Origin of the sequence: Pseudonocardia sp. ICBG162 (assembly GCF_020496225.1) — a bacterium.
Taxonomy (GTDB): domain Bacteria; phylum Actinomycetota; class Actinomycetes; order Mycobacteriales; family Pseudonocardiaceae; genus Pseudonocardia; species Pseudonocardia alni.
This window is the reverse complement of record NZ_JAHLJD010000023.1, coordinates 101,949-124,251: the sequence shown is the minus strand read 5'-3', so window position 1 is coordinate 124,251 and position 22,303 is coordinate 101,949. Positions and strand designations below refer to the sequence as shown.

18 protein-coding genes are annotated in these 22,303 nt (G+C 76.1%); 13 read left to right on the top strand and 5 right to left on the bottom strand.

Features of this window, described 5'->3' with window-relative positions:
* Positions 1–63: 63 nt before the first annotated feature.
* Together KPL60_RS22845 and KPL60_RS22840 are read right to left on the bottom strand one after the other, a co-directional pair.
* Entirely contained in the window at positions 64–387 is a 324-nt protein-coding gene (locus KPL60_RS22845; protein WP_226367145.1) for a DUF4873 domain-containing protein, read from the bottom strand.
* Entirely contained in the window at positions 384–1,082 is a 699-nt protein-coding gene (locus tag KPL60_RS22840) for a TetR family transcriptional regulator (protein ID WP_226355342.1), read from the bottom strand. The genes KPL60_RS22845 and KPL60_RS22840 overlap by 4 nt, the downstream gene beginning before the upstream one ends.
* A 93-nt stretch (positions 1,083–1,175) precedes the next feature.
* On the opposite strand from KPL60_RS22840, the gene KPL60_RS22835 reads away from it, so the two are divergent.
* Together KPL60_RS22835 and KPL60_RS22830 are read left to right on the top strand one after the other, a co-directional pair.
* Positions 1,176–2,090 (top strand): diiron oxygenase, encoded by a 915-nt coding sequence (locus KPL60_RS22835; RefSeq protein ID WP_226355343.1) that lies wholly within the window; start codon positions 1,176–1,178, stop codon positions 2,088–2,090.
* A gap of 14 nt (positions 2,091–2,104) precedes the next feature.
* A complete protein-coding gene (locus KPL60_RS22830) occupies positions 2,105–3,016 on the top strand; it encodes an alpha/beta fold hydrolase (protein ID WP_226355344.1) in 912 nt (303 codons plus the stop codon).
* A gap of 30 nt (positions 3,017–3,046) precedes the next feature.
* Here KPL60_RS22830 and KPL60_RS22825 read toward each other — a convergent pair whose 3' ends face one another.
* From KPL60_RS22825 to KPL60_RS22815, 3 genes are all read right to left on the bottom strand, one after another.
* Positions 3,047–3,673, bottom strand: a complete 627-nt coding sequence (locus KPL60_RS22825; RefSeq protein ID WP_062400521.1) for a TetR/AcrR family transcriptional regulator — start codon at positions 3,671–3,673, stop codon at positions 3,047–3,049.
* Between the two features lie 102 nt (positions 3,674–3,775).
* The gene (locus KPL60_RS22820) at positions 3,776–5,575 is read right to left on the bottom strand and encodes an HAD family hydrolase (RefSeq protein ID WP_226367144.1); all 1,800 of its coding nucleotides are present in this window, start codon (positions 5,573–5,575) and stop codon (positions 3,776–3,778) included.
* 6 nt (positions 5,576–5,581) lie between these two features.
* Positions 5,582–6,556, bottom strand: a complete 975-nt coding sequence (locus KPL60_RS22815) for a hypothetical protein (protein WP_226355346.1) — start codon at positions 6,554–6,556, stop codon at positions 5,582–5,584.
* 125 nt (positions 6,557–6,681) lie between these two features.
* On the opposite strand from KPL60_RS22815, the gene KPL60_RS22810 reads away from it, so the two are divergent.
* The 11 genes from KPL60_RS22810 (at position 6,682) to nirD (ending at position 22,233) form a co-directional block, all read left to right on the top strand.
* Entirely contained in the window at positions 6,682–7,704 is a 1,023-nt protein-coding gene (locus tag KPL60_RS22810; protein ID WP_226355347.1) for an alpha/beta fold hydrolase, read from the top strand.
* Between the two features lie 61 nt (positions 7,705–7,765).
* Positions 7,766–8,938: an adenylyltransferase/sulfurtransferase MoeZ gene (moeZ, locus tag KPL60_RS22805; protein ID WP_178374315.1), complete on the top strand. Its 1,173-nt coding sequence runs from the start codon at positions 7,766–7,768 to the stop codon at positions 8,936–8,938.
* Between the two features lie 229 nt (positions 8,939–9,167).
* The gene (locus KPL60_RS22800) at positions 9,168–11,315 is read left to right on the top strand and encodes a hypothetical protein (RefSeq protein WP_226367293.1); all 2,148 of its coding nucleotides are present in this window, start codon (positions 9,168–9,170) and stop codon (positions 11,313–11,315) included.
* A 499-nt stretch (positions 11,316–11,814) separates the two neighbouring features.
* On the top strand, positions 11,815–12,642 hold the full coding sequence (locus KPL60_RS22795) for a TIGR02569 family protein (RefSeq protein ID WP_226355349.1): 828 nt from the start codon (positions 11,815–11,817) through the stop codon (positions 12,640–12,642).
* 1 nt (position 12,643) lies between these two features.
* A complete protein-coding gene (locus KPL60_RS22790; protein ID WP_226367143.1) occupies positions 12,644–13,453 on the top strand; it encodes an NAD(P)-dependent oxidoreductase in 810 nt (269 codons plus the stop codon).
* Positions 13,454–13,584: 131 nt separating this feature from the next.
* Positions 13,585–14,958: a NarK/NasA family nitrate transporter gene (locus KPL60_RS22785; protein WP_226367142.1), complete on the top strand. Its 1,374-nt coding sequence runs from the start codon at positions 13,585–13,587 to the stop codon at positions 14,956–14,958.
* Positions 14,959–14,961: 3 nt separating this feature from the next.
* The gene (locus tag KPL60_RS22780; RefSeq protein WP_226367141.1) at positions 14,962–17,115 is read left to right on the top strand and encodes a molybdopterin oxidoreductase family protein; all 2,154 of its coding nucleotides are present in this window, start codon (positions 14,962–14,964) and stop codon (positions 17,113–17,115) included.
* Between the two features lie 184 nt (positions 17,116–17,299).
* Positions 17,300–17,677, top strand: a complete 378-nt coding sequence (locus tag KPL60_RS22775) for a hypothetical protein (protein WP_226367140.1) — start codon at positions 17,300–17,302, stop codon at positions 17,675–17,677.
* Positions 17,678–17,855: 178 nt separating this feature from the next.
* Positions 17,856–19,295 carry an FAD-dependent oxidoreductase gene (locus tag KPL60_RS22770; protein WP_226355354.1) on the top strand — a complete coding sequence of 480 codons (1,440 nt, stop codon included), beginning with the start codon at positions 17,856–17,858 and terminating at the stop codon, positions 19,293–19,295.
* An 11-nt stretch (positions 19,296–19,306) separates the two neighbouring features.
* Positions 19,307–21,850 carry a nitrite reductase large subunit NirB gene (nirB, locus tag KPL60_RS22765; protein ID WP_226367285.1) on the top strand — a complete coding sequence of 848 codons (2,544 nt, stop codon included), beginning with the start codon at positions 19,307–19,309 and terminating at the stop codon, positions 21,848–21,850.
* On the top strand, positions 21,847–22,233 hold the full coding sequence (nirD, locus tag KPL60_RS22760; RefSeq protein ID WP_226367139.1) for a nitrite reductase small subunit NirD: 387 nt from the start codon (positions 21,847–21,849) through the stop codon (positions 22,231–22,233). The genes nirB and nirD overlap by 4 nt, the downstream gene beginning before the upstream one ends.
* Positions 22,234–22,303: the final 70 nt, after the last annotated feature.

Genomic DNA, 22,303 nt, shown 5'->3' with positions numbered 1-22,303 from the left:
TCCGGGCCCGGTACCCGTCCGCGGGACCGGGCCCGACGCGTGTCCGGGGCCGGTGGGCGCGGGTCAGTCGGTCTCGGGCGGGGGCGGCCCGTCCAGCGCGAACGGCGGCCTGCCCGTGCCGGTGATCCGGAACCGGTCCCACACGTCCGGCTCGGACAGCGTGCCGACGGCCGCGTGCCCGGGCGTCCGGACCTCGGCGGTCCCGCCGCGGCTGCCGAGCAGCGCGGTGAGCCGGGGGTGCGCGGCGACCCGGCCGGACCAGTGCAGCCTGCCGTCGAAGGGCTCGTGCCGGGCGTCGAGCAGCACCTCGACGTCGACGGTCTCCCCGTCGAGCACCAGGGCGGCGGGGCCGCGGTAGCCCTCGTCGTGATCGTGGTCGCCGCTCACCGGTCGCCCCCGGAGGCGTCGGGCACCTGCGGCTCGGGGACCAGCCGCAGGATGTCGGCGTTCGCGGTGGGGGAGTCGATCCCGGCGACGCCGGCGATCCCGCCCCAGATCAGCGCGGACAGGTAGTTGGTGAGCGCGTCGCGGCTCATCGTCCGGCGTTCCAGCCACCACTCGCCCGCGGTCTGGACCATCCCGATGATCCCGTGCGCCCACGCCTCGGCGCCGCCGGAGTCGCGGCCCTCGGCGCGCAGCCGCTCCCCGAACAGGGTAGTGAGCAGGGCGCCGATCTGGCCGCGGACGTCCTGGGCGATCTCCGCGCCCGGCACCGGCTCGGCCGGGTTCGCGACGACGAACCGGTACAGCTGGGGCTCGTCCTCGATCATCCCGAGGTAGGCGTCGATGACGGCGGCGACGTGCTCGATCGGCTCGGCCTCGATCGCCAGCACCGGGTAGATCCGCTGCAGCAGCATGTCCGCGGCGTGCTCGCTGACGGCCCGCTGCAGGTCGGCGCGGTCGGCGAAGTGCCGGTAGAGCACCGGCTTGGTGATGCCGGCCGCGGCCGCGATCTGGGCGACCGAGACCCCCGGACCGTGCTCGCGGATCGCCTCGACGGCGGCGGAGACCATCTCGGTCCGCCGTTCCTCCCGTCGGCGGCTGCGCGCGTCCGGCTTGACATCCCTCGTGTCCTGGGGCACGTTACCAGTGGTAACCGTTACCGGCGGTAACAGCAAGGGTTCCGGGTGTGGAACCCGCCACCACAGGACCCTCCCAGCAGGAAGGCGCGACCGATGAGCGCTCCCGCCCGCACCGGCAGCAAGACCAATCTCGCCGACCGCGAGGACACCGCCCGACGGCTGCTCAAGAGCTCGGTCACGACCTCCTACGACCCGTCGATCGACATCGACTGGGACGCCCCGCTGGTCGAGGGCAGGTACGGCATCGTCCCCGAGCGCGTGTCGCTCTACGGCACGCCGCTGTGGGACGGCCTCACCGAGGAGCAGCGGATCACGCTGTCGGTGCACGAGTTCTGCAGCGTCGCCCGGATCGGGCTGTGGTTCGAGATGATCCTCATGCAGATGCTGCTGCGCTACGCCTACGACCGCGACCCGCGTCGCGCGCACATCCAGTACGCGCTGGTCGAGATCGCCGACGAGTGCCGGCACTCGATGATGTTCGCCAAGGCCACCGAGCGCTACGGCGTGCCGGACTACGCCCCGCGCCGGCTCACCCACGAGCAGGGCCGGCTGATGAAGACCATCGGCACCGGCCCGGCGATGTTCGCCGGCACCCTCTTCGTCGAGGAGATCCTCGACCAGCTCCAGCGCGAGGGCATGCGCGACGAGCGCGTCCAGCCGCTGTCCCGCATGATCAACAAGATCCACGTCACCGAGGAGGCGCGGCACGTCCGCTACGCCCGGGAGGAGCTGCAGCGGATCATGCCGAGGACCAACCGCGCCGAGCGCGCCTGGGCCCGCTACCTCACCGCGCGGATCGCGTTCGTCGTCGCCCGCAACCTCATCCACCCCGAGGTCTACCGCAGCGTCGGGATCGCCCCGGCGGTCGGGCGGAAGGCGGCGCTGGCCAACCCGCACCACCACGAGATGCTGCGCTGGTCCTCGCGCAAGCTCGTGCCGTTCCTGCGCGAGCAGGGGATCGTCGGCGGCCCGACGGAGACCCTGTGGAAGCGCGCCCACCTGATCTGAGGAGGCACCCCGCGATGAGCACACGGATCGTCACCCGCGACGGGACCGGCCTGTTCGCCCGGGTCTCGGGCCCGGAGTCGGCGCCGGTCACGGTGCTGCTGGCGCACGGCTGGACCCTCGACGAGCGCTGCTGGGCCCCGGTCGCCGACGCCCTCGCCGTCGGCGCGCCCGGCGGCGGCCCCGCGCCGCGGGTGATCCGCTACGACCACCGCGCGCACGGCCGCTCCGACGACACCCCCGACGAGCTGAAGACCCTCGAGGTCCTCGCCGACGACATGGCCGAGGTGATCACCCGGCTCGCCCCGACCGGGCCGCTGGTGATCGCCGGGCACTCGATGGGCGGGATGACGGCGATGGCGCTGGCCCAGCGCCACCCCGAGCTCGTCGCGTCCCGGGTCACCGGCGTCGCGCTCGTCGCGACGGCCAGCGGTGGCCTCGGTGCGGCGGCGACGCTCGGGATGACCGGGCGGCCCGCGAAGATGTTCCTGGCCGGCAAGGACAAGGTGACCGTCAGCCCGCTGTGGACCGGGCGCCGGTCGCTGTCGACCCACCCGACCCTGCTGCGGGCCGGGCTGCAGCCGCTGCTGCTCGGCACCCGGCCGGACCGGCTCGCCGTCCGCGCGACCTGCGAGGCGATCGCCGACTGCCGCCCGACGACGGTCTCCGGGTTCACCCCGACCCTCACCACCCACGAGCGCGACGAGGCGCTGGCGGCGTTCTCGTCGCTGCCGGTGGAGATCCTCGTCGGGACCCGGGACCGGCTCACGCCGCCGCGGTTCGCCCGGCGGATCCACCGCAGCCTGCCGCGCGCCGAGCTGACCGTGTTCCCCGGCGCCGGGCACATGCTCCCGGTGGAGCGGGTCGGCGGGGTCACCGGCCGGATCGCCGCGCTGGTGCGCCGGGCCGGGGCGGAGCAGGCGGCCTGAGCCGCCCGCCCCGCCGCCGGGGCCGGGTCGTCAGATCTGGTCGAGGCCCTGCTTCGGGAACCCGGCGATGCCGCGCCAGGCCAGCGAGGCCATCAGCGCCACCGCCTCGTCGCGCGGGACCCGCTGGTCGGAGTCCAGCCAGAACTGGGCACCGACCTGGCTCAGCCCGACGAGCCCGACGGCGAGCAGCCGCGCACGGTCCTGGTCCAGCCCGGCGTCGGTGGTGACCGCGCCGGCGACCGCGTCGATGCAGCGGTCCAGCGCGCTCTCCACCAGCGCCGCGGCCTCCGGGTCGCCCCGCAGGTCGGACTCGAACACCAGGCGGTAGGCCTTGCCCTCGCCGGCGACGAAGTCGAAGTACGCCGCGACGGCGGCCTGCACGCGCTCCTTGTTGTGCTCGGTCCGCTCGATGGCGTTGGAGACCCGCTCGACGAGCTCCTCGGCGTAGGTCGTGAGCAGCGCCTGGTACAGCTCCAGCTTCCCGGGGAAGTGCTGGTACAGCACGGGCTTGGAGACGCCTGCCCGCTCGGCGATGTCGTCCATCGCGGCGGCGTGGTAGCCCTGGTCGGCGAACACGTCGCGGGCGGCCAGCAGCAGCTGGGCGCGCCGCGCACCGCGGGACAGTCGTGCGCCCCGTGGCGTGGCGGTTCCGGTCATGGGCCCCCTACCTCTCACCCGTCGTGGGAATACCCTACTAGCAGGTAACCGCGTTGACGAACGATCCGTGAACGGGCTTCTCCGCAGAAGGGTGACAACCTCTCACGATCGGCGGTGCGGGCCCCGGGCGGCGAGCCCGAGCGCACCCAGGACCGGCACGGCGGCCACCACGACCGCGGGCGTCCCCAGCACGGCGAGGACCACGCCGGCGACGGCGAGCACCACGGCCGCACGGACGTACGAGCGGACCTGAGCCCGCGCGCGGCGGGCGATCAGCAGGGCGGCGGCCACCTCCGCGGGGCGGCCACGGGCGCAGATCCTCTCCGATCCGGGTGCGGGCACCACGACCGGGTCCGGCCGCGCGTCCGGAGCGTCGTCCGGGTCGTCCGCGGACCCGGGGCCTGCCCCGTCGGCGGCGGGCCAGGGGACCAGCTCCACGGCCAGGTCGGCGGCGGCCAGGGCGGCCTCGTCGGTGGCCGGGTCGGCCGCCACCGCGACCGTGCGGCCGCGCACCCGCAGCCCGGCGACGGCCGCCGCCCGCGCCGCCGCGTCCAGCCCCGGGCGGACGGCGTCGGGGTCGGCCGGGTCGAGACCGGTCGCCGCGGCGAGGGCACGGGCGGCGCCGTCGTCGTCGGGGGTGAGCAGGACCGGCGCGACCCCGGCCGCGGCCAGCTCCGCCACCCCCGGGCGGGCCGCGGGGTGCGGCGCCCGCGGCAGCGCGAGCACGGCGCGGGCGCACCCGTCCCAGGCGACGACGAGGACGGCACGGCCCTCGGCCACCGCCCGCTCCCGCTCCACCGACAGCGGCGGGGGCACCCGGATCCCGTGCTCGGCCAGCCAGTCCGGGCCGCCGAGCAGCACGGCGTGCGCGACCACGGTCACCGTGGCGCCGCCGTCGCCCGGGCCGGGCTCCCGCAGCTCGGCCACCAGGCCGGACACCCCGAGGCCGGGCTGCTCGTCGGCCTCGGCGACGTCGGGCACCGGGCCGTCGACGGCGTCGGCCAGCGCCCGCGCCGCGACGCGCAGGTCCGACCCGCGCCGCGCGCCCGCCGCGACCGACGCGGCCAGCCGCAGCACCAGAGCCGGGTCCTCGCCCCGGCCGGGGTGCACCGTGACCGTCCCGGGGCCGGTGCCGGTCAGCACGTCCGGCCCGGCCAGCGCGACGGTGTCCACCCGGCCCACGAGCCCCGGGCCGCCCGCGGGCCCGGTCCAGCCCACCGGCTCGCGACGCCCGGGCAGCGGCGACGGCAGCCGCACCGCGTCGCCGCCCGCCCGGTCCGCGGCCCGCAGCGCCGCCGGCAGCGCGGCCAGCAGCGGCAACGGGCAGGCCCCGACCAGCACCGCGATCCCGGCCGGGACCGCGACGGGCCACGGGGTGCCGGTGCCCGCCGCGAACGCGGTCACCGCGACCGCGGCCAGCGCCGCGGGCGGGGTGAGCAGGGCGCTCCACCGGTCCGCGACGGTGCGCAGGCCCGCGCGGACCTCGTCGGCGTCCCCGTCGGCCGGGCGGCCGGTGCGCTGCACCGCGGCCGCGACGACGGTCAGCACCGCGGCGGCGCCGGGCAGCAGGACGGGCCCGGCGAGCGGGTCGGCCGGCACCGCGTCCGGACCCGCGGGCGAGACCGCCGCGACGGCCAGCACCGCGGCCGACCACCCCAGCGCGGCGAGCACGGCCGCCGCGACGCCGGTCTCGGCGGTCACCGTGCCCTCCCGCAGGCCACGCCCGGCGACGCGCAGACCCGGGCGCCCCGTCGTCGCGACGACGGCGAGGGCGACCAGCAGGGCCGCCGCCGCGCAGGGCGGGGCCCAGGCCGCGCCGGCGAGTGCCGGGCCGGCGACCGGCAGCAGCAGGGCGAGCAGGGCCGCCACCGGCGGGGCGACGGCCCGCAGGACCGGACGCAACCGCCGTCAGCTCCCCGGGGCGGTCGGGAGCGTGAACTCGCACGACCGCAGCACACCGCCGGAGCGGTAGTCGAGGAACAGCCGGTAGCTGCCCGGGGCGGGGACCGACACCGCGAACGCCACCCCGGGGCCGGACCGGTCGGTCGGGGCCGCGCCGGTGATCTCGGGACGGACCGGGAACCGGGCCAGGTCGCCCTGGCGGACCGCGGTCATCCGGCCGAACGCGCCGCCGTCGACGGGCTCGAGGTCGGTGACCGGGGTGCCGTCGCGCCCGACCGTCGCGAACAGCCGGGACTCTCCGCCGGGGACCAGGGCGCCGTCGAGACGGACCTGCTGGTCACTGCCCCCGCAGAGCCCCGCCCGGTTCTCGGTCGGGAAGGTGAAGGCGCCGTAGGTGCCGGGGACGTGCAGGTCGGTCCCGAGGTCCAGGTGCGGGCCGCCGGTCGGGGTGAACCCGGCGTAGAGCCGCCACACGCCCTGGCCGGGGAACCGGACCGGTGCCCGCCACACGCCGTCGGGGCCCTGGGTGGCGCGCAGCCGCATGTAGCCGGCGACGTCGCGGCGCAGCACGGCGACGTCCATGACCCCGGAGCCGTCGGAGGAGGCGTCGAAGCGGGTCACCGGGGCGCCGTCGGAGCCGGTCACGGTGAACGCGACCTCGGTGGGCTCGCGCCAGGGGTAGACGATCCCGACCGGGGTCAGGGTGTAGCCGGCCGCGGTGGTGAGCACGCCGCCCGCGCCGGTCGTCGCGTCGCCGGTGGCCAGGCCGGCCGCGAGGACGCCGTCGTCGCCGCGCTCGTCGCCGGGGTCGCCGCCGGCCCGCGCGTCGGCGGCCGGGGTCGCCGAGAGGGTGCCCACCGCACCGCCCGCCGTCCAGGCCGCGGTGAACACCAGCACCGACGCGGCGCCGAAACCGGCAAGCCGGGCCGCGGCCGATCCCGCGATCCGCCCCATGCCCACCTCCTCCGTCGCGTCGTCCACGGGGTACAACGTCCGGGGGGCGATCTCGTTGCGCTCCGTGGAGCGCCGGATGCGGACGGTGATCACAGCGAGACGGGGATCACCCGGCGCGGCGGGTGACGCGCACGACACGTCATGCTGGTCGGATGGTCGCCGCCCCGTCGATGTCCGTTCACCCGCCCGTCACCGTGCCCGCGCCGGTGACGGCGCCGGGTGCCGCGACGTCCCCGGGTGCGGCGGGAGCGGCGGACGCGGACCGGGCTCCGGCGGAGCGCCCGCCGTGGCCGGGCCGCGCGGTCACCTCCGGCGGGGTCACCCTGCACGTGCGCGAGACCCCCGGCTCCGGCGACGCCGACGCCGTCTACGTCCACGGGCTCGCCGGGTCGGCCACGAACTGGACCGACCTCGCCGGGCTCCTCGCGCCGCGGGCCGCCGGCCTGTCCGTCGACCTGCCCGGGTTCGGGCTGTCCGAGCCGACCGCCGTCGCCGACTTCGGCCCGGACGGCATGGCGGACGCGCTGCTGTGCTGGCTGGCCGGGCGGGACCGCCCGGTGCACCTGGTCGGCAACTCCCTCGGCGGCGTGATCGCGACGACGGTGGCGGCCCGCCGTCCCGAGCTCGTCCGCAGCCTCACCCTGGTCTCGCCCGCGGTGCCGGACCGGCGCCCCGACCCGCGACGCCTGTCGGACCCGCGGATGGCGCTGGCCATGGTGCCGCTGCTCGGGCGCGGCGCGCGGCGGGCGCTGGCCGAGGAGCCGCTGCGGGCCCGCGCCGAGCGGATCGTGAAGGTCTGCTTCGCCGACCCGCAGCGCGGCTCCGCCCGCCGGCTCGAGGAGCTGATCTCCGAGCACGAGCACCGCGCGACGCTGCCGTGGGCCGGCGCGGCCACCGACGGCGCCACCCGCGGTCTGCTCGGGCTGTGGGCCGGGCGCGAGATCTGGCGCCGGATGGCCCGGGTGCGGGTGCCGTCGCTGGTGGTGTGGGGCGAGCAGGACCGCATCGTGTCCCCGCGGCTGGCCGCGCGGACCGCGGCCACGCTGCCCGGGGCACGGCTGCTGGTGCTGCCCCGTGCCGGGCACGTCGCGCAGATCGAGCGGCCCGCGGCGGTGGCCGACGCCGTCGCCGCGCTGTGGGACGCGGTGCCGGTCGGAGCGGGTGCGGGAAGATGACGCGCACGTGGCGCGTTGAGACGCCCTGAGACCCGCACGCAACCCGCGAGGAGTGGACGAGATGGCGCTACCGCCACTGGTGGAGCCGGCAGCCGAGCTCACCAAGGACGAGGTGGAGCGGTACAGCCGCCACCTCATCATCCCCGACGTCGGGATGGACGGGCAGAAGCGCCTGAAGAACGCGAAGGTGCTCGTCGTCGGCGCGGGCGGCCTCGGCTCGCCCGCCCTGCTGTACCTGGCCGCCGCGGGCGTCGGCACCCTGGGCATCGTCGAGTTCGACGTCGTCGACGAGTCGAACCTGCAGCGTCAGGTCATCCACGGGCAGTCCGACGTGGGCCGCCCGAAGGCCGAGTCGGCCCGCGACTCGATCCGCGAGGTCAACCCCTTCGTCGACGTCCGCCTGCACAACGAGCGCCTCACCAGCGAGAACGTGCTGGACGTCTTCCGGGACTACGACCTGATCCTGGACGGCACCGACAACTTCGCCACCCGCTACCTGGTGAACGACGCGGCGGTGCTGCTCGGCAAGCCCTACGTCTGGGGCTCGATCTTCCGGTTCGAGGGCCAGGCGTCGGTCTTCTGGGAGGACGCCCCGAACGGGCAGGGCCTCAACTACCGCGACCTCTACCCCGAGCCGCCGCCGCCCGGGATGGTCCCGTCCTGCGCCGAGGGCGGCGTGCTGGGCGTGCTCTGCGCGTCGATCGGCTCGATCATGGTCAACGAGGCGATCAAGCTGCTCACCGGCATCGGTGAGCCGCTGCTCGGCCGCCTGGTGATCTACGACGCGCTCGAGACCACCTGGCGCCAGGTGAAGATCCGCAAGGACCCGGAGACGCCGAAGATCACCGAGCTGATCGACTACGAGGCGTTCTGCGGCACCGTGACGCAGGAGGCCCAGGACGCGGCCGCCGGCAGCACGATCACCGTCGGCGAGCTCAAGCAGATGATCGACGCGGGCAAGGACTTCCAGCTCATCGACGTCCGCGAGCCGCACGAGTACGAGATCGTGAAGATCCCGGGCTCGGTCCTGATCCCGAAGGACCGGATCCTGTCCGGTGCCGCGCTGTCGGAGATCGCCCAGGACAAGCCGGTCGTGCTGCACTGCAAGTCCGGCGGCCGGTCCGCCGAGGCCCTCGCCGCGCTGCACAAGGCCGGGTTCCGCGACGCCGTCCACGTCGGCGGCGGGGTGCTGTCCTGGGTCAAGCAGATCGACCCGTCGCAGCCCACCTACTGACCGGGGCCGACCCGCTCCGCCCTACACCGACGGCCGCCGTCACCGGTACACCCGGGACGGCGGCCGTCGCCGTTCCTGGTGTGGCACAGCGTGACCGCTCGTCGATCGCACACGACCGTCCGAGTGAACATCGTCCGTTCAGCCCTGTAACTCGCCCGTTGGGCGAAACATGTCGACCGATCGCCGCGACATGGGGATGCACGCGATCACTAGGTCGGGAGGACGCTCGGTGGAGGACTCGCTGCGCACATGCGCCCTGCAGGGGTGCGACGCACCGTTGGAGCCCACGGGGGACGTGTCCGGCGACCGTCCACAGCGGCGCTACTGCTCCGCCGCCCACCGGCTGGCGGCCCGGCAGGTCCGCCGCGCCGCGGCGCAGGCGGCGGGGGACCAGCGGCTCGCCGACACGCTGCCGTGGCTGCGTGAGCCCGAGGCCGTCGAGGCCGACGAGCGCGTGGCGACCGCCCGGCGGGGGACGGCGACCCGCCGTCCCGTCGTGGCGCGCCCGGCCGCGTCGGCGGGCCCGGACCGCCCCGGACCGCTGCGTGGCCCGCTGCGGCACCGGCGCACGCTGGCCCTGATCGGGGCGACGGCCGTGCTCCTCGGCGGGTACGCGCTGACGACCTCCCCGGCGGTGACCGGGGTCCCGGCGCCGCAGGACCGCACCGCCGACCAGTGGGCCGGGCAGGCCCGGATCGCGCTGGCGGCGCTCGACGACAAGCTCGGGACGCTCAACGCGAGCGAACGGACCTGGCAGGCGTCCGCGCACGAGCCGGACCGCACCCCGGCCGCGGTCGCGAAGCTGCAGCAGCAGCGCGACACCCTGCTCCAGCAGCGCGCCGCCCTGCAGTCGCAGCTGCAGGTCTACACCTCCCGGCAGGACGCCGTGGACGCGCTGGCCGCCGCCGAGCAGCAGCTCGCCGAGATGGACCGGATCGTCGCCGACCTCCCGCCGGCCACCCGCCGGACTCCCGACCAGATGGCCGCGGCCGCGTCGCTGGAGGAGCAGCGCGACCTGCGCGCCCGCAACCGCGACGCCTGCGCGGAGCGGCTGGCCGCCATCGACGACGGCATCGACAGGGCCCGCACCGCCCCGCTGCCCGGCGACGGCGACGAGACCGAGAAGGTCTCCGACGACGTGCTGGCCCTCGCCCGCGGCGAGGACCCCGCCACCCCCGCGCCGTCCGGGGTGCGCCGCAACCCCGAGGTCCTGGCCGGGGGCCGGGAGACCGGCGGGGACCGCGAGCGCGACGACGTCGGCACCAGCGGCCCGCCCGACCCGCGGGGCCCGTTGGACGAGACCCGGCCGCGGGCGGAGGGACCGGAGGGCGCCTCGGCCCGCGGTGCGGGCAGCACACCCGGTCGGGACGCGGGCCCGGGGGAGAAGCTGGGTGGTGCCGTCTCCGGTGCCGCCGACGGCGTCGCCGGCCTGACCGGCGGAGAGCCGGGCCCCGGGGACGGCGCGGGCTCGGGTGCGGGGTCGGACGCGGGTCCGGGCGCGGGTCCGGGCGGGGCGAAGAAGGCCGACCGGGCCGAGGTCGCACCGGCGTCGTCCGAGGGGCCGGTGAAGAAGGTCGGCGACGGCGTCGGCGAGGCCGCACAGGGCGTCGGGGACACCGCCGAGTCGCTGGGCAGGGGTGTCGACGACGTCGCGGGCGGGCTGACCGGGAAGAGGTCCGGCTCGGGTTCCGGCGGCTCGGACGCCGGGTCATCCGGCTCGTCCGACCAGGCTCCGGCCCCGTCCGCCCCCGCGCCGCGGGAGGAGCCCGCGCCGCGGGTGGCCGCGCCCGCGCCGAGCTCGCCCGCCCCGTCGGAGAGCTCCGGCACGGAGCGCTCCGGCTCGGGGTCGCAGGGGTCCGGCGGGAGCCGCGGCTCCGGCGGCATCGTCAGCGCCGTGGCCGGGTCCTACGTCGAGTCCGCCATGGGGCGGGAGGCGGCGGCGCCGGTGCTGGCGGAGGCCGACCGGCAGGCGGCCGAGCAGATGGCCGAGCGCAGCGGGTCCTCCGGGTCCCGGTCCGGCGGCTCGTCCGGTTCCTCCGACGGCTCGGGATCGGACTCGCGGTCCTCCGGGTCCCGCTCCTCCGGATCGGACTCCGACTCCGGGTCCTCGGAGTCACGGTCGTCCCGGTCCTCGGACTCCGGTTCGTCGGCATCCCGGTCGTCGGACTCGGGCTCGTCGTCCTCCCGGTCGTCCGGCTCGGGCTCCTCGTCCTCTTCGGAGTCGCGGTCCTCGGACTCGGGCTCGGGGTCGTCGCGGGGGGAGTCCTCGCGGAGCAGCAGCTCGGACGACTCCCGCTCCTCGTCCTCGGACTCCGGCTCCCGGTCGTCCGGGTCGGACTCGGGGCCGGACTCGGGCGGCGGCAGCTCCTGGTACTGACGGTGTCGCCCGCGGTGGCCGGCTCCCACACAGCCGGCCACCCGGGCCGGCCGCGCCACCGGGCCGGCCGCGCCACCGGGCCGGCCGCGCCACCGGGCCGGCCGCGCCACCGGGCCGGCCGCGCCACCGGGCCGGCCGCGCCACCGGGCCGGCCGCGCCACCGGGCCGGCCGCGCCACCGGGCCGGCCGCGCCACCGGGCCGGCCGCGCCACCGGGCCGGCCGCGCCACCGGGCCGGCCGCGCCACCGGGCCGGCCGCGCCACCGGGCCGGCCGCGCCACCGGGCCGGCCGCCTCACCGGGCCGGCCGCGTCACGGGACCGGCCGCGTCACGGGACCGACCGCGTCACGGGACCGACCGCCTCGCCCGGCCGACGGCCCCGCCCGCCCCGCCCCACCGGCCCCGATCGGTCCACCGTTCACCCGATCGGTCGTGGCGCGTCGCGCGGTTCGGGCGTGGCGCGACGATCGCGGGCCGGTGGCGCGGGTACCGTCCCCGCTGTGACCGCTGCCCGCACGCTCGCCACCGCGCCGGCCGCGAGCGTCCTGCCCGAGCACGTCCGCACCGCCTTCGGCGTGCGTGAGACGTCCCCCCGTCCCGTCGTGTGGGCGGGCCAGCGGGCCTGGCAGTGCGGCGACGTGCTGCTGCGGCCGGTGTCCGACCACGTCGTCGCTGCCTGGTCGGCGACGGTCCTGGAGAACCTCGAGGTCGACGGCGTCCGCCTCGCCCGCCCCGTCCGCAGCTCGGACGGCCGGTGGGTCGTGGGCGGCTGGGCCGCGTCCCGGCACGTGCCGGGCGTCCCCGAGCCGCGGCACGACGAGGTCGTCGCCGCGTCGCTGCGGCTGCACGCCGCCACCGCGACCGTGCTGCGCCCGCGCCTGCTCGACGACCGCGACGACCTGCTGTCCCGGTCCGCGGCCGCCGCGTTCGGCGAGCGCCGCCTGGACCTGCACCCCGAGACCGGCGGCCGGCTGTTCGCCGAGCTCGCCGCGCACCGCCGCACGATCCGGCTCACCCCGCAGGTCGTGCACGGCGAGCTGTTCGGCGCCATGCTGTTCGACCCGACGGGGCGGCCCGCCGTGCTCGATCTCGTGCCGTTCTGGCGGCCCGCGGAGTGGGCGGCGGCGGTCGTCGTCGTCGACGCGGTCGCCTGGGGCGGTGCCGACGAGGAGCTGATCGAGCGCTGGTCGGAGCTGCCCGAGTGGCCGCAGTCGCTGCTGCGCGCGGTCCTCTACCGGCTGGCCCTGCACGCCCAGCACCCGGACGCGACGACCGAGTCGCTCGCCGGGATCGAGCGGGTCGCGAGCCTGGTCAGCCGCCGGCTCTGACGTGGCCGCTCCCAGCACGCTGCTGCTCACCGGCGCCGCGGGGAACATGGGGACGCTGCTGCGGGGTCGGCTGGCCCGCGACGGCCGGACCCTGCGCCTGCTCGACACCGCGGAGCTGCAGGCCGGTCCCGGCGAGCAGGTCCGCACCGGCTCGGTGACCGACCCGGACGCGGTCGCCGCCGCGACGACCGGTGCCGACGCCGTCGTCCACCTCGCCGGGATCAGCGGTGAGGCGGGCTGGGACGACATCCTCGCCGTCAACGTCGAGGGGACCCGCACCGTGCTCGACGCGGCGGTCGCCGCCGGGGTGTGGACCGTCGTGCTCGCGTCCAGCAACCACGCCGTCGGCTTCCGGACCCGCGACGACGGCGTCCCGCTGCCCGCGGACGTGGGCCACGCCCCGGACACCTTCTACGGCTGGTCCAAGCACGCGATGGAGGGACTGGGCCGGCTCTACCACGAGCGGTTCGGCCTGACCGTGGTCTCCGCGCGGATCGGCAGCTGCTTCCCCCGGCCGTCGAACCCCCGGATGCTCGCGACCTGGCTGTCCCCGGACGACGCCGCCCGCCTGGTCGAGGCGGCCGTCGACCCGGGCACCCGCGGCCACCACGTCGTGTGGGGCGTGTCGGCCAACACCCGTCGCTGGTGGTCGCTGGAGGAGGGCGCCGCGATCGGCTACCACCCGCGCGACGACGCCGAGGTCTTCGCCGGGGAGCTCCTCGGCGGCACCGAGCCGGACCCGGCCGACCCGGTGCACCACCGGGTGGGCGGCGCGTTCTGCGACGCCCCGCTCGGCGTCCCGTTGCGCTGAGGCGGCTCACAGCCGTCGCGACACCCGTGTGAGATAAGCGTTGCGGGGGTGTCACACGGGGCCACCCGTCGGAAACTGGGGCTCCCTAGCGTCGTCGACGACGTGACCGCCGGCGATCAGGAGACCGATCCGTGACCACCACCTCTGCCCCGGGGCGCCGCATCGGCGGCCGCTGGATCGACCGCTGGGACCCCGAGGACGAGGGGTTCTGGCAGCGCACCGGCTCGGCGATCGCCCGTCGCAACCTGTGGCAGTCGATCTTCTCCGAGCACATCGGCTTCTCGATCTGGACCATCTGGTCGGTCCTGGTGCTGTTCATGGGGCCCGAGTACGGGTTCACCGCGGCGCAGAAGTTCTTCCTGGTCGCGGTACCCACGCTGGTCGGGTCGATCCTGCGGCTGCCCTACACCTTCGCCGTCGCCCGTTTCGGCGGCCGCAACTGGACGATCTTCGCGGCGTCGCTGCTGATCGTGCCCACGATCCTGGCGATGGTCGTGCTGGAGCCGGGGGTGTCGTACACGACGCTGCTGGTCGTCGCCGCGGTCGCCGGCGTCGGCGGCGGCAACTTCGCGTCGTCGATGGCGAACATCAACGCGTTCTTCCCGGAGAAGGAGAAGGGCTGGGCGCTGGGGCTCAACGCCGGCGGCGGCAACCTCGGCGTGCCGGTCGCGCAGCTGCTCGGCCTGCTCGTCATCGCCACCCTCGGCGCGGGCTCCCCGCGGGTGCTGCTGGCGGTCTACCTGCCGTTCATCGTGATCTCGGCGTTCCTGGCCTGGAAGCGGATGGACAACATCGCCGCGATGTCCAACGACACCGGCGCCTTCACCGAGGCCTGCCGCGACCGCCAGACCTGGATCATGTCGTTCCTCTACATCGGGACGTTCGGGTCGTTCATCGGCTACTCGTTCGCCTTCGGCCTGGTCCTGCAGAACCAGTTCGAGCGGACCCCGCTGCAGGCCGCCGCGGTCACCTTCATCGGCCCGCTCATCGGGTCGCTGATCCGCCCCTACGGTGGCAAGCTCGCCGACCGGTTCGGCGGCGCGGTGGTCACCCTGTGGAACTTCGTCGGCATGGCGGTCGCCACGCTGGTGATCATCTTCGCCTCGGGGATCGGGTCGCTGACGCTGTTCACGATCGGCTTCATCGCCCTGTTCACGCTGTCCGGCGTCGGCAACGGGTCGACCTACAAGATGATCCCGGCGATCTTCACCGGGCGGGCGCGCGTCGCGATCGCCGGGGGCGCGGACCGCGGGACCTCGTTCGACACCGCGCGACGGCTGTCCGGTGCCGTCATCGGCATCGTCGGTGCGGTCGGCGCGCTGGGCGGGCTGTTCATCAACCTCGCCTTCCGCCAGTCGTTCATGACGGTGCAGTCCGGCACGCCCGCGTTCTGGAGCTTCCTGGCCTTCTACGTCCTCTGCATCGGTGTCACCTGGGCCGTGTACCTGCGGCCGCGCCCGGCACTGGTCGGGAGCACCGAGGCCGCCGCGATGGCCCGGGTCTGAGCCGTGGGTCCGGACGACCGGACCGCCACCCACTGCCCGTACTGCGCCCTGCAGTGCGGGCAGTGGGTCGGCCCGTCCGGCGAGGTCGACGCCCGTGACTTCCCGACCAACGCCGGGGGCATGTGCCAGAAGGGCTGGACCTCGGGCGCTCTGCTCACCCATCCGCAACGGCTGACGTCGCCGCTGGTCAGGACCTCGCGGACGGCCGGTTTCGTCGAGACCGGCTGGGACGACGCGCTCACCGGCGTCGCCGCTCGGCTCGCCGCGCTGCGCGCCGAGCACGGCCCGGACTCGGTCGCGGTGTTCGGCGCGGGCGGGCTGACCAACGAGAAGGCCTACCTGCTCGGCAAGTTCGCCCGGGTCGCGCTGGGCACCAGCCAGATCGACTACAACGGACGGTTCTGCATGTCCTCGGCCGCCGCCGCGGGCAACCGGGCCTTCGGGGTCGACCGCGGGCTGCCGTTCCCCGTCACCGACCTCGACGACGCCGAGCTGGTCGTGCTCGCCGGCGCGAACGTCGCCGAGACCATGCCGCCCCTGATGTCGCACCTGAGCGGGGCGCGCCTGGTCGTCGTCGACCCGCGGCGCACCCCGACCGCGGAGCGCGCGCTCGCCTCCGGCGGGCTGCACCTGGCGCCGCGCCCGGGCACCGACCTGGTCCTGGCGCTGGGGATGCTGCACGCCGCCGTCGTCGACGGGCACCTCGACCTGTCCTACGTGGACGACCGGACGACCGGTTTCGACGACGTCTGGGCGATCGCCTCGCAGTGGTGGCCCGAGCGCGCGGAGCGGGTCTGCGGGGTCGCCGCCACCGACATGCGCACCGTCGTGCGGTGGCTCGCGGAGTCCGCGCGGCGCTACGTGCTCACCGCGCGCGGCGCCGAGCAGCACGCGCACGGCGTCGACACCGTCGCCGCGTGGATCAACCTGTCGCTGGCGCTCGGCCTGCCCGGCCGCCCCGGCTCCGGGTTCGGGACGATCACCGGGCAGGGCAACGGCCAGGGCGGGCGCGAGCACGGACAGAAGTCCGACCAGCTCCCCGGCTACCGGCACATCAGCGACCCGGCCGCCCGCGCACACGTCGCACGGGTGTGGGGGGTGCCGGAGCCCTCGATCCCCGGGCCCGGCCGCAGCGCCGTCGAGCTCCTCGACGCCCTCGGCCGCCCCGGCGGACCGAAGGCGCTGCTGGTGTTCGGCTCGAACGTGCTCGTCTCCGCGCCCGACGCCCGCGCCGTCGCCGAGCGGCTGGACGCGCTGGACCTGCTCGTCGTCGCCGACGTGCTGCCCGGCGAGACCGCGCTGCGCGCCGACGTCCTGCTCCCCGTCGCCCAGTGGGCCGAGGAGGAGGGGACCATGACCAACCTGGAGGGACGGGTGCTGCGCCGCCGCCGCGCGCTCGCCCCGCCGCCCGGGGTGCGCACCGACCTCGAGGTGATCGCCGGGCTGGCCGCCGCCCTCGACGCGCCGGGGGAGTTCCCCGGCGACCCGCGGACCGTGTTCGACGAGCTGCGCCGCGCCTCGGCCGGCGGCATCGCCGACTACGCCGGCGTGTCCTACGCCCGGCTCGACGCGGGCGAGGCGCTGCACTGGCCGGTCCCCGCCGACGACCACCCCGGGACCCCGCGGCTGTTCACCGAGCGCTTCGGCCACCCCGACGGACGCGCCCGGATGCTGCCGGTCGACCACGTCGAGCCGGACGAGGGCACGGGCGGCGACTTCCCTCTGACCGTGACGACCGGGCGGGTGCTGGTGCACTACCAGTCCGGCGCGCAGACCCGGCGGGTCGCCGAGCTGGCGGAGGTCGCGCCCGAGGTGTTCGTCGAGGTGCACCCGGACACCGCCGCCCGGCACGGTCTCGCCGACGGCGACCTGGCCGACGTCGTGTCCCGGCGCGGGACGACGACGGCGCGCGTCCGCTGCGTCGCCTCGCTGCGGCCGGACACGGTGTTCCTGCCCTTCCACTTCGGCGGGGCGGGGGCGGCGAACAACGTCACCAACCCGGCCCTGGACCCGGTGAGCCGGATGCCGGAGTTCAAGGTGGCCGCGGTGCGGCTGGAACCCGCCTCGACGGAACGGGGCAGATCCGCCGGCCCCGGAGCCGGGACCGGCACCGCCGCCGAGCTGAGTCCCACCGGCGCGGGCCGGTCCGCGCGCTGATCCGCTGCCCGCGCGCGTCCGGACACGCGCGAGCCGCGGATCACCGCGCGCTCTGCGGATCACCGCGCGCTCGGCGGATCATGACGCGGGCGGTGGGCGCCGCGCCCGCTGCCGGGGGGAGCCGCCCGGGCGTGCACCGGAAATCGCGTAGCTGTCGTGCGTTGTCAGGGATACCCTGACAGACATGTCCGCATCCGAGCACCGCACCCTCGTCGACCACGCCCTCGTCGTCGACGTCACCGAGGCGGCCCGGGCCGTCACCGCGGCGGCGGTCGCCGAGCTGGACCGCCGCGCCGACGCCGTCGCCGGTATCCCGCCGCTGCCCGGCACGCCGGAGTGGGAGGCCGAGCAGGGCACCGACGGCCCGGCCCGTCGTGAGACCGCCTGGCAGCTGGCCGCGTTCCGGATCGCCCTGGCCGCCGGGCTCGACCCGCTGCCGCAGCTGGTCGGGCTCCGCCGCATCGGGGTCAGCTGGGAGACGGTCGGCCGCGCCGCCGGGATCACCCGCCAGTCCGCGCACGAGCGGTGGTCGGCCCGGGTCGCCGCCGTCCTCGACCGCTGAGCGCAGCACCCCGCGCACCGCGAAGGCGCACCTCGCACACCCTGCAGAGGCTGCGAGGTGGGCGGAACCGCTGCGAGGTCCCGGCTCACGGACGGCGCCCGCCGAGAATGAGGACCTCGTAACGCCCGTGCAATGGCCGGCGTTCTGCCCGTAACCCCCCGTTCCTACCGTCGGTGTCATGAGCAGGCGCGTGGTGGTGATCGGGCACGGCATGGTCGGTGCCCGTTTCGTGGAGGAGGCCCGCCGGCGCGACCCGGACGGCGAGCGGGTGACGCTCACCGTCCTCGGCGCGGAGCCCCGCCCCGCGTACAACCGGGTGCTGCTGTCCACCGTGCTCGCCGGCGGGCTGCGGCCCGCCATGGTCGCGCTGCCCGTCGTCGACGGCATCGTCCTGCACACCGGCGTCGCGGCGACGGCGCTCGACCGGACCGCGCGCGTCGTCCACGCCGACGACGGCACCGTCCACCCCTACGACGAGCTGGTCCTCGCCACCGGCTGCCGCGCCTGGCTCCCGCCGGTCGACGGTCTCGCCGACCCCGGCGCCCCGGAGGTCCCGGCCCGCGGCGTGAGCCTGTTCCGCGACCTCGACGACTGCGAGCGCATCCTCGACGCGGCCGTGCCGGGCGCGCGGATCGCCGTCGTCGGGGGCGGGCTGCTCGGGGTCGAGGCCGCCCGCGGGCTCGCCGGACGCGGCGTCGCCGTCACCCTCGTGCACCCGCGCACCCACCTGATGGAGCGCCAGCTCGACGCGGGCGCCGGCGACGTGCTCGCGACCGCGCTGCGCGGGCTCGGGGTCGACGTCCGCTGCGGTGTCGGCGCCAAGGCCTGGGACCCCGAGACCGGCCTGGACTGCGACGACGGCTCCCGGATCGCCGCGGACCACGTCGTCGTCGCCGCCGGGGTGCGTGCGAACACCGGGCTGGCCGCCGACGCCGGGCTCGCGGTCGACCGGGGGATCCTCGTCGACGACCGCCTCGCCACCGACGACGGCCGGGTGCACGCCCTCGGCGACTGCGCGCAGCACTCCGGCGCCCCGGGCGGGCTCGTGCAGTCCGGCTGGGAGCAGGCCGCCGTCCTCGCCGACCTGCTGACCGGCACCGACCCGGCCGCGCGCTACCGCGGCACCCGCCCGGTCACCCGGCTCAAGGCCCGCGGCATCGACCTCGCCGCCCTCGGCGACCCCACTGCGGGCGACGAGGAGCTGAGTGTCTCCGACCCCCGGCGCGGCCGCTACGGCGTGCTCGCGCTGCGCGACGACCGCGTCGTCGGGGCCGTCCTCATGGGACTGCCCGACGCCGCCGCCATGATCACCGGGCTCTACGACTCCGGCGCCCCCGCTCCCGAGGACCGGCTCGCGCTGCTGCTCGGCCGGGCCCTGCCCGGCGAGACGTCGCCCGCCACCGACCCGGGCCGGATGCCGGGCGCTGCCGTGGTCTGCCGCTGCAACAGCGTCACCAAGAACGCGCTGGTCACCGCGTGGCGCGCGGGTGCCCACGACGTCGACGCGCTGTCGCGGCGCACCCGGGCCGCCACCGGCTGCGGGAGCTGCCGCGACGTCGTCTGCGGGATCCGGGACTGGCTGGCCGACATCGACCCGCCGCAGGAGAGCGCGGCATGAAGGAGCAGAGCATGAGCCGTCTGGTCGTCGTCGGGAACGGCATGGTGGGCCACCGCCTGGTCGCCGCCGTGCGGGACCGGGACACGGCGGGGGACTGGGAGATCACCGTCCTCGGCGAGGAGTCCCGCCGCGCCTACGACCGGGTCGCCCTGTCCTCCTATGTGGACGGCACGTCGGAGGAGGAGCTGCGCCTCGACGACGACGACCTGCGCGGCGACCCGCTCGTCACCTACCACCTCGGCGACGCCGTGGCGTCGATCGACCGCGACGCCCGCCGCGTCACCACCGCGTCCGGCCGCACTCTGACCTACGACGCGCTGGTGCTCGCCACCGGCTCGTACCCGTTCGTCCCGCCGGTCCCCGGCAAGGACCTGCCCGGCTGCTTCGTCTACCGCACCCTCGACGACCTGGACGCGATCAAGGCCGCCGCCGCGGCCGCCGCGGACGACCCGGCGCGCAAGGGACGGCCGTCGGCGATCGTCGTCGGCGGCGGGCTGCTCGGCCTGGAGGCAGCCCGGGCGATGCGGCTGCTCGGGCTGTCCCCGCAGGTCGTCGAGATCGCACCGCGGCTCATGCCGGTCCAGGTCGACGAGGGCGGCGGCGCACTGCTCGAACGTCTCGTCACCGGCCAGGGCATCGCCGTCCGCACGGGGGTGTCGCTGTCCGGCGTGTCCACCGACCGCGGCCGGCTGGTCGGGACGCTGTCCGACGGCGTCGAGCTCGACGCCGACCTCGTCGTGTTCTCCGCCGGCATCCGTGCCTCCGACCGGCTCGCCCGCGACTGCGGCCTGCCCGTCGGCGAGCGCGGCGGGGTGTGGGTCGACGACCGCTGCCGCACCTCCGACGACGCCGTCTGGGCGATCGGCGAGTGCGCCGCCCTGGAGGGCCGCACCTACGGCCTGGTCGCGCCGGGCTACGCGATGGCCGAGGTCGTCGCGGACCGGCTGCTCGGCGGGCAGGCCCGGATGACGCCCGAGGAGCTGGACATGTCCACCCGGCTCAAGCTGCTGGGCGTCGACGTGGCCAGCTTCGGCGACGCCCACGCGACCACCGAGGGCGCGCTGGAGATCGTCGTCAACGACCCGGTGGAGGGCACCTACTCCAAGCTGGTCGTCTCCGACGACGCGTCGACGCTGCTCGGCGGGGTCCTGGTCGGCGACGCCTCGCGCTACGGCTCGCTCCGCCCGCTGGTCGGGGCCCGGCTGCCCGCCGACCCGGTCACCCTGATCTCGAAGGGCGGGGCCGAACCGGACGCGTCCGCGCTGCCGGACTCCGCGCAGATCTGCTCGTGCAACGCCGTCACCAAGGGTGCGTTGTGCGCGGCCGTCGCCGACGGCGCGCACACCGTGCCGGAGCTGAAGGCCTGCACCCGCGCCGGGACGACCTGCGGCTCGTGCGTCCCGGCGCTCGCCCGGATCCTGGCCCAGCAGGGCGTCGAGGTCTCGAAGGCCCTGTGCGAGCACTTCGACCACTCCCGCGCCGAGCTCTTCGAGATCGTCGCCGGGGCGGGCATCACCTCGTTCTCCGCGCTGATCTCCCGGCACGGCCGCGGGTCGGGCTGCGACATCTGCAAGCCGGTCGTCGGGTCGATCCTCGCGACGCTCTACAACGAGCACGTCCTCGACGGCGAGCGCGCGACCCTGCAGGACACCAACGACCACTTCCTCGCGAACATGCAGCGCAACGGCACCTACTCGGTGGTGCCGCGGATCGCCGGTGGCGAGGTGACCCCCGAGGGCCTGATCGTCATCGGCGAGGTCGCCCGCGACTACGGGCTCTACACCAAGATCACCGGCGGGCAGCGGATCGACATGTTCGGCGCCCGCGTCGAGGACCTGCCGGCGATCTGGCGACGCCTGGTCGACGCCGGGTTCGAGTCCGGGCACGCCTACGGCAAGTCGCTGCGCACCGTGAAGTCCTGCGTCGGCACGACCTGGTGCCGCTACGGCGTGCAGGACTCGGTCGGCCTCGCCGTCGAGCTGGAGCTGCGCTACCGCGGGCTGCGCAGCCCGCACAAGCTCAAGTCCGGCGTCTCCGGCTGCGCACGCGAGTGCGCCGAGGCCCGCTCCAAGGACTTCGGCGTGATCGCCACCGAGCACGGCTGGAACCTCTACGTCGGCGGCAACGGCGGCTTCACCCCGCGCCACGCCGAGCTGCTCGTGTCCGACGTGGACACCGCGACGCTGGTCCGGACGATCGACCGGTTCCTGATGTTCTACGTCCGCACCGCCGAGCGGCTGCAGCGCACCGCGCCGTGGATCGAGGCGATGGAGGGCGGGCTGGACCACCTGCGCGACGTGATCGTCGAGGACTCGCTCGGCATCTGCGGCGAGCTCGACGCCGCGATGGCCCGCCACGTCGACTCCTACGCCGACGAGTGGGCCGGCGTCCTGGCCGACCCGCAGAAGCTGGAGCGGTTCGTCTCCTTCGTCAACGCGCCCGACACCCCCGACCCCACCGTCCGGTTCGTCGAGGAGCGGGGACAGAACGTCCCGGCCCCCGGCCGTCCCGACGAGCCCGTCCTGATCGGCCTCCCGGAGGTGTCCTCGCGATGACCACCACGACCACCACGGCCGCCGTCCCCGCCCCGGCCGGGACCGAGCCCACCGGCTGGCTCACCGTCTGCCCGGTGGACCGGCTGCTGCCCGGCCGGGGGGCCGCCGCACTCGTCGGCGACACCCAGGTCGCGTTGTTCCGTCTCGCCGACGGCTCGGTGTACGCCCTGGGCAACATCGACCCGTTCACCGGGGCCGCGGTCGTCTCGCGCGGCATTGTCGGCGACCGCGGCGGCGAACCGACCGTCGCCTCGCCGCTGTACAAGCAGGTCTTCGCCCTGCGTGACGGCCGCTGCCTCGACGGCGCCGACGGCGAGGCTGTGAGCCTGCCCGCGTTCGCGGTGCGGGCCATGGGCGACGCGCTGCAGGTCGGGCTACGGTGAACGGGCCTTCCCGCACCGTCGTGCCCACCACCACCCGCGACGCTCCCGGCGACCTCCGCGCGTCCTCCGC

What these genes read in the sequence shown, in the direction of transcription:
- KPL60_RS22835 (WP_226355343.1), top strand. Translation starts at nt 1,176, where the DNA reads ATGAGCGCTCCCGCCCGCACCGGCAGCAAGACCAATCTCGCCGACCGC.
- KPL60_RS22830 (WP_226355344.1), top strand. Translation starts at nt 2,105, where the DNA reads ATGAGCACACGGATCGTCACCCGCGACGGGACCGGCCTGTTCGCCCGG.
- KPL60_RS22825 (WP_062400521.1), bottom strand. Translation starts at nt 3,673, where the DNA reads ATGACCGGAACCGCCACGCCACGGGGCGCACGACTGTCCCGCGGTGCG.
- KPL60_RS22810 (WP_226355347.1), top strand. Translation starts at nt 6,682, where the DNA reads ATGGTCGCCGCCCCGTCGATGTCCGTTCACCCGCCCGTCACCGTGCCC.
- moeZ (WP_178374315.1), top strand. Translation starts at nt 7,766, where the DNA reads ATGGCGCTACCGCCACTGGTGGAGCCGGCAGCCGAGCTCACCAAGGAC.
- KPL60_RS22775 (WP_226367140.1), top strand. Translation starts at nt 17,300, where the DNA reads ATGTCCGCATCCGAGCACCGCACCCTCGTCGACCACGCCCTCGTCGTC.
- KPL60_RS22770 (WP_226355354.1), top strand. Translation starts at nt 17,856, where the DNA reads ATGAGCAGGCGCGTGGTGGTGATCGGGCACGGCATGGTCGGTGCCCGT.
- nirB (WP_226367285.1), top strand. Translation starts at nt 19,307, where the DNA reads ATGAGCCGTCTGGTCGTCGTCGGGAACGGCATGGTGGGCCACCGCCTG.
- nirD (WP_226367139.1), top strand. Translation starts at nt 21,847, where the DNA reads ATGACCACCACGACCACCACGGCCGCCGTCCCCGCCCCGGCCGGGACC.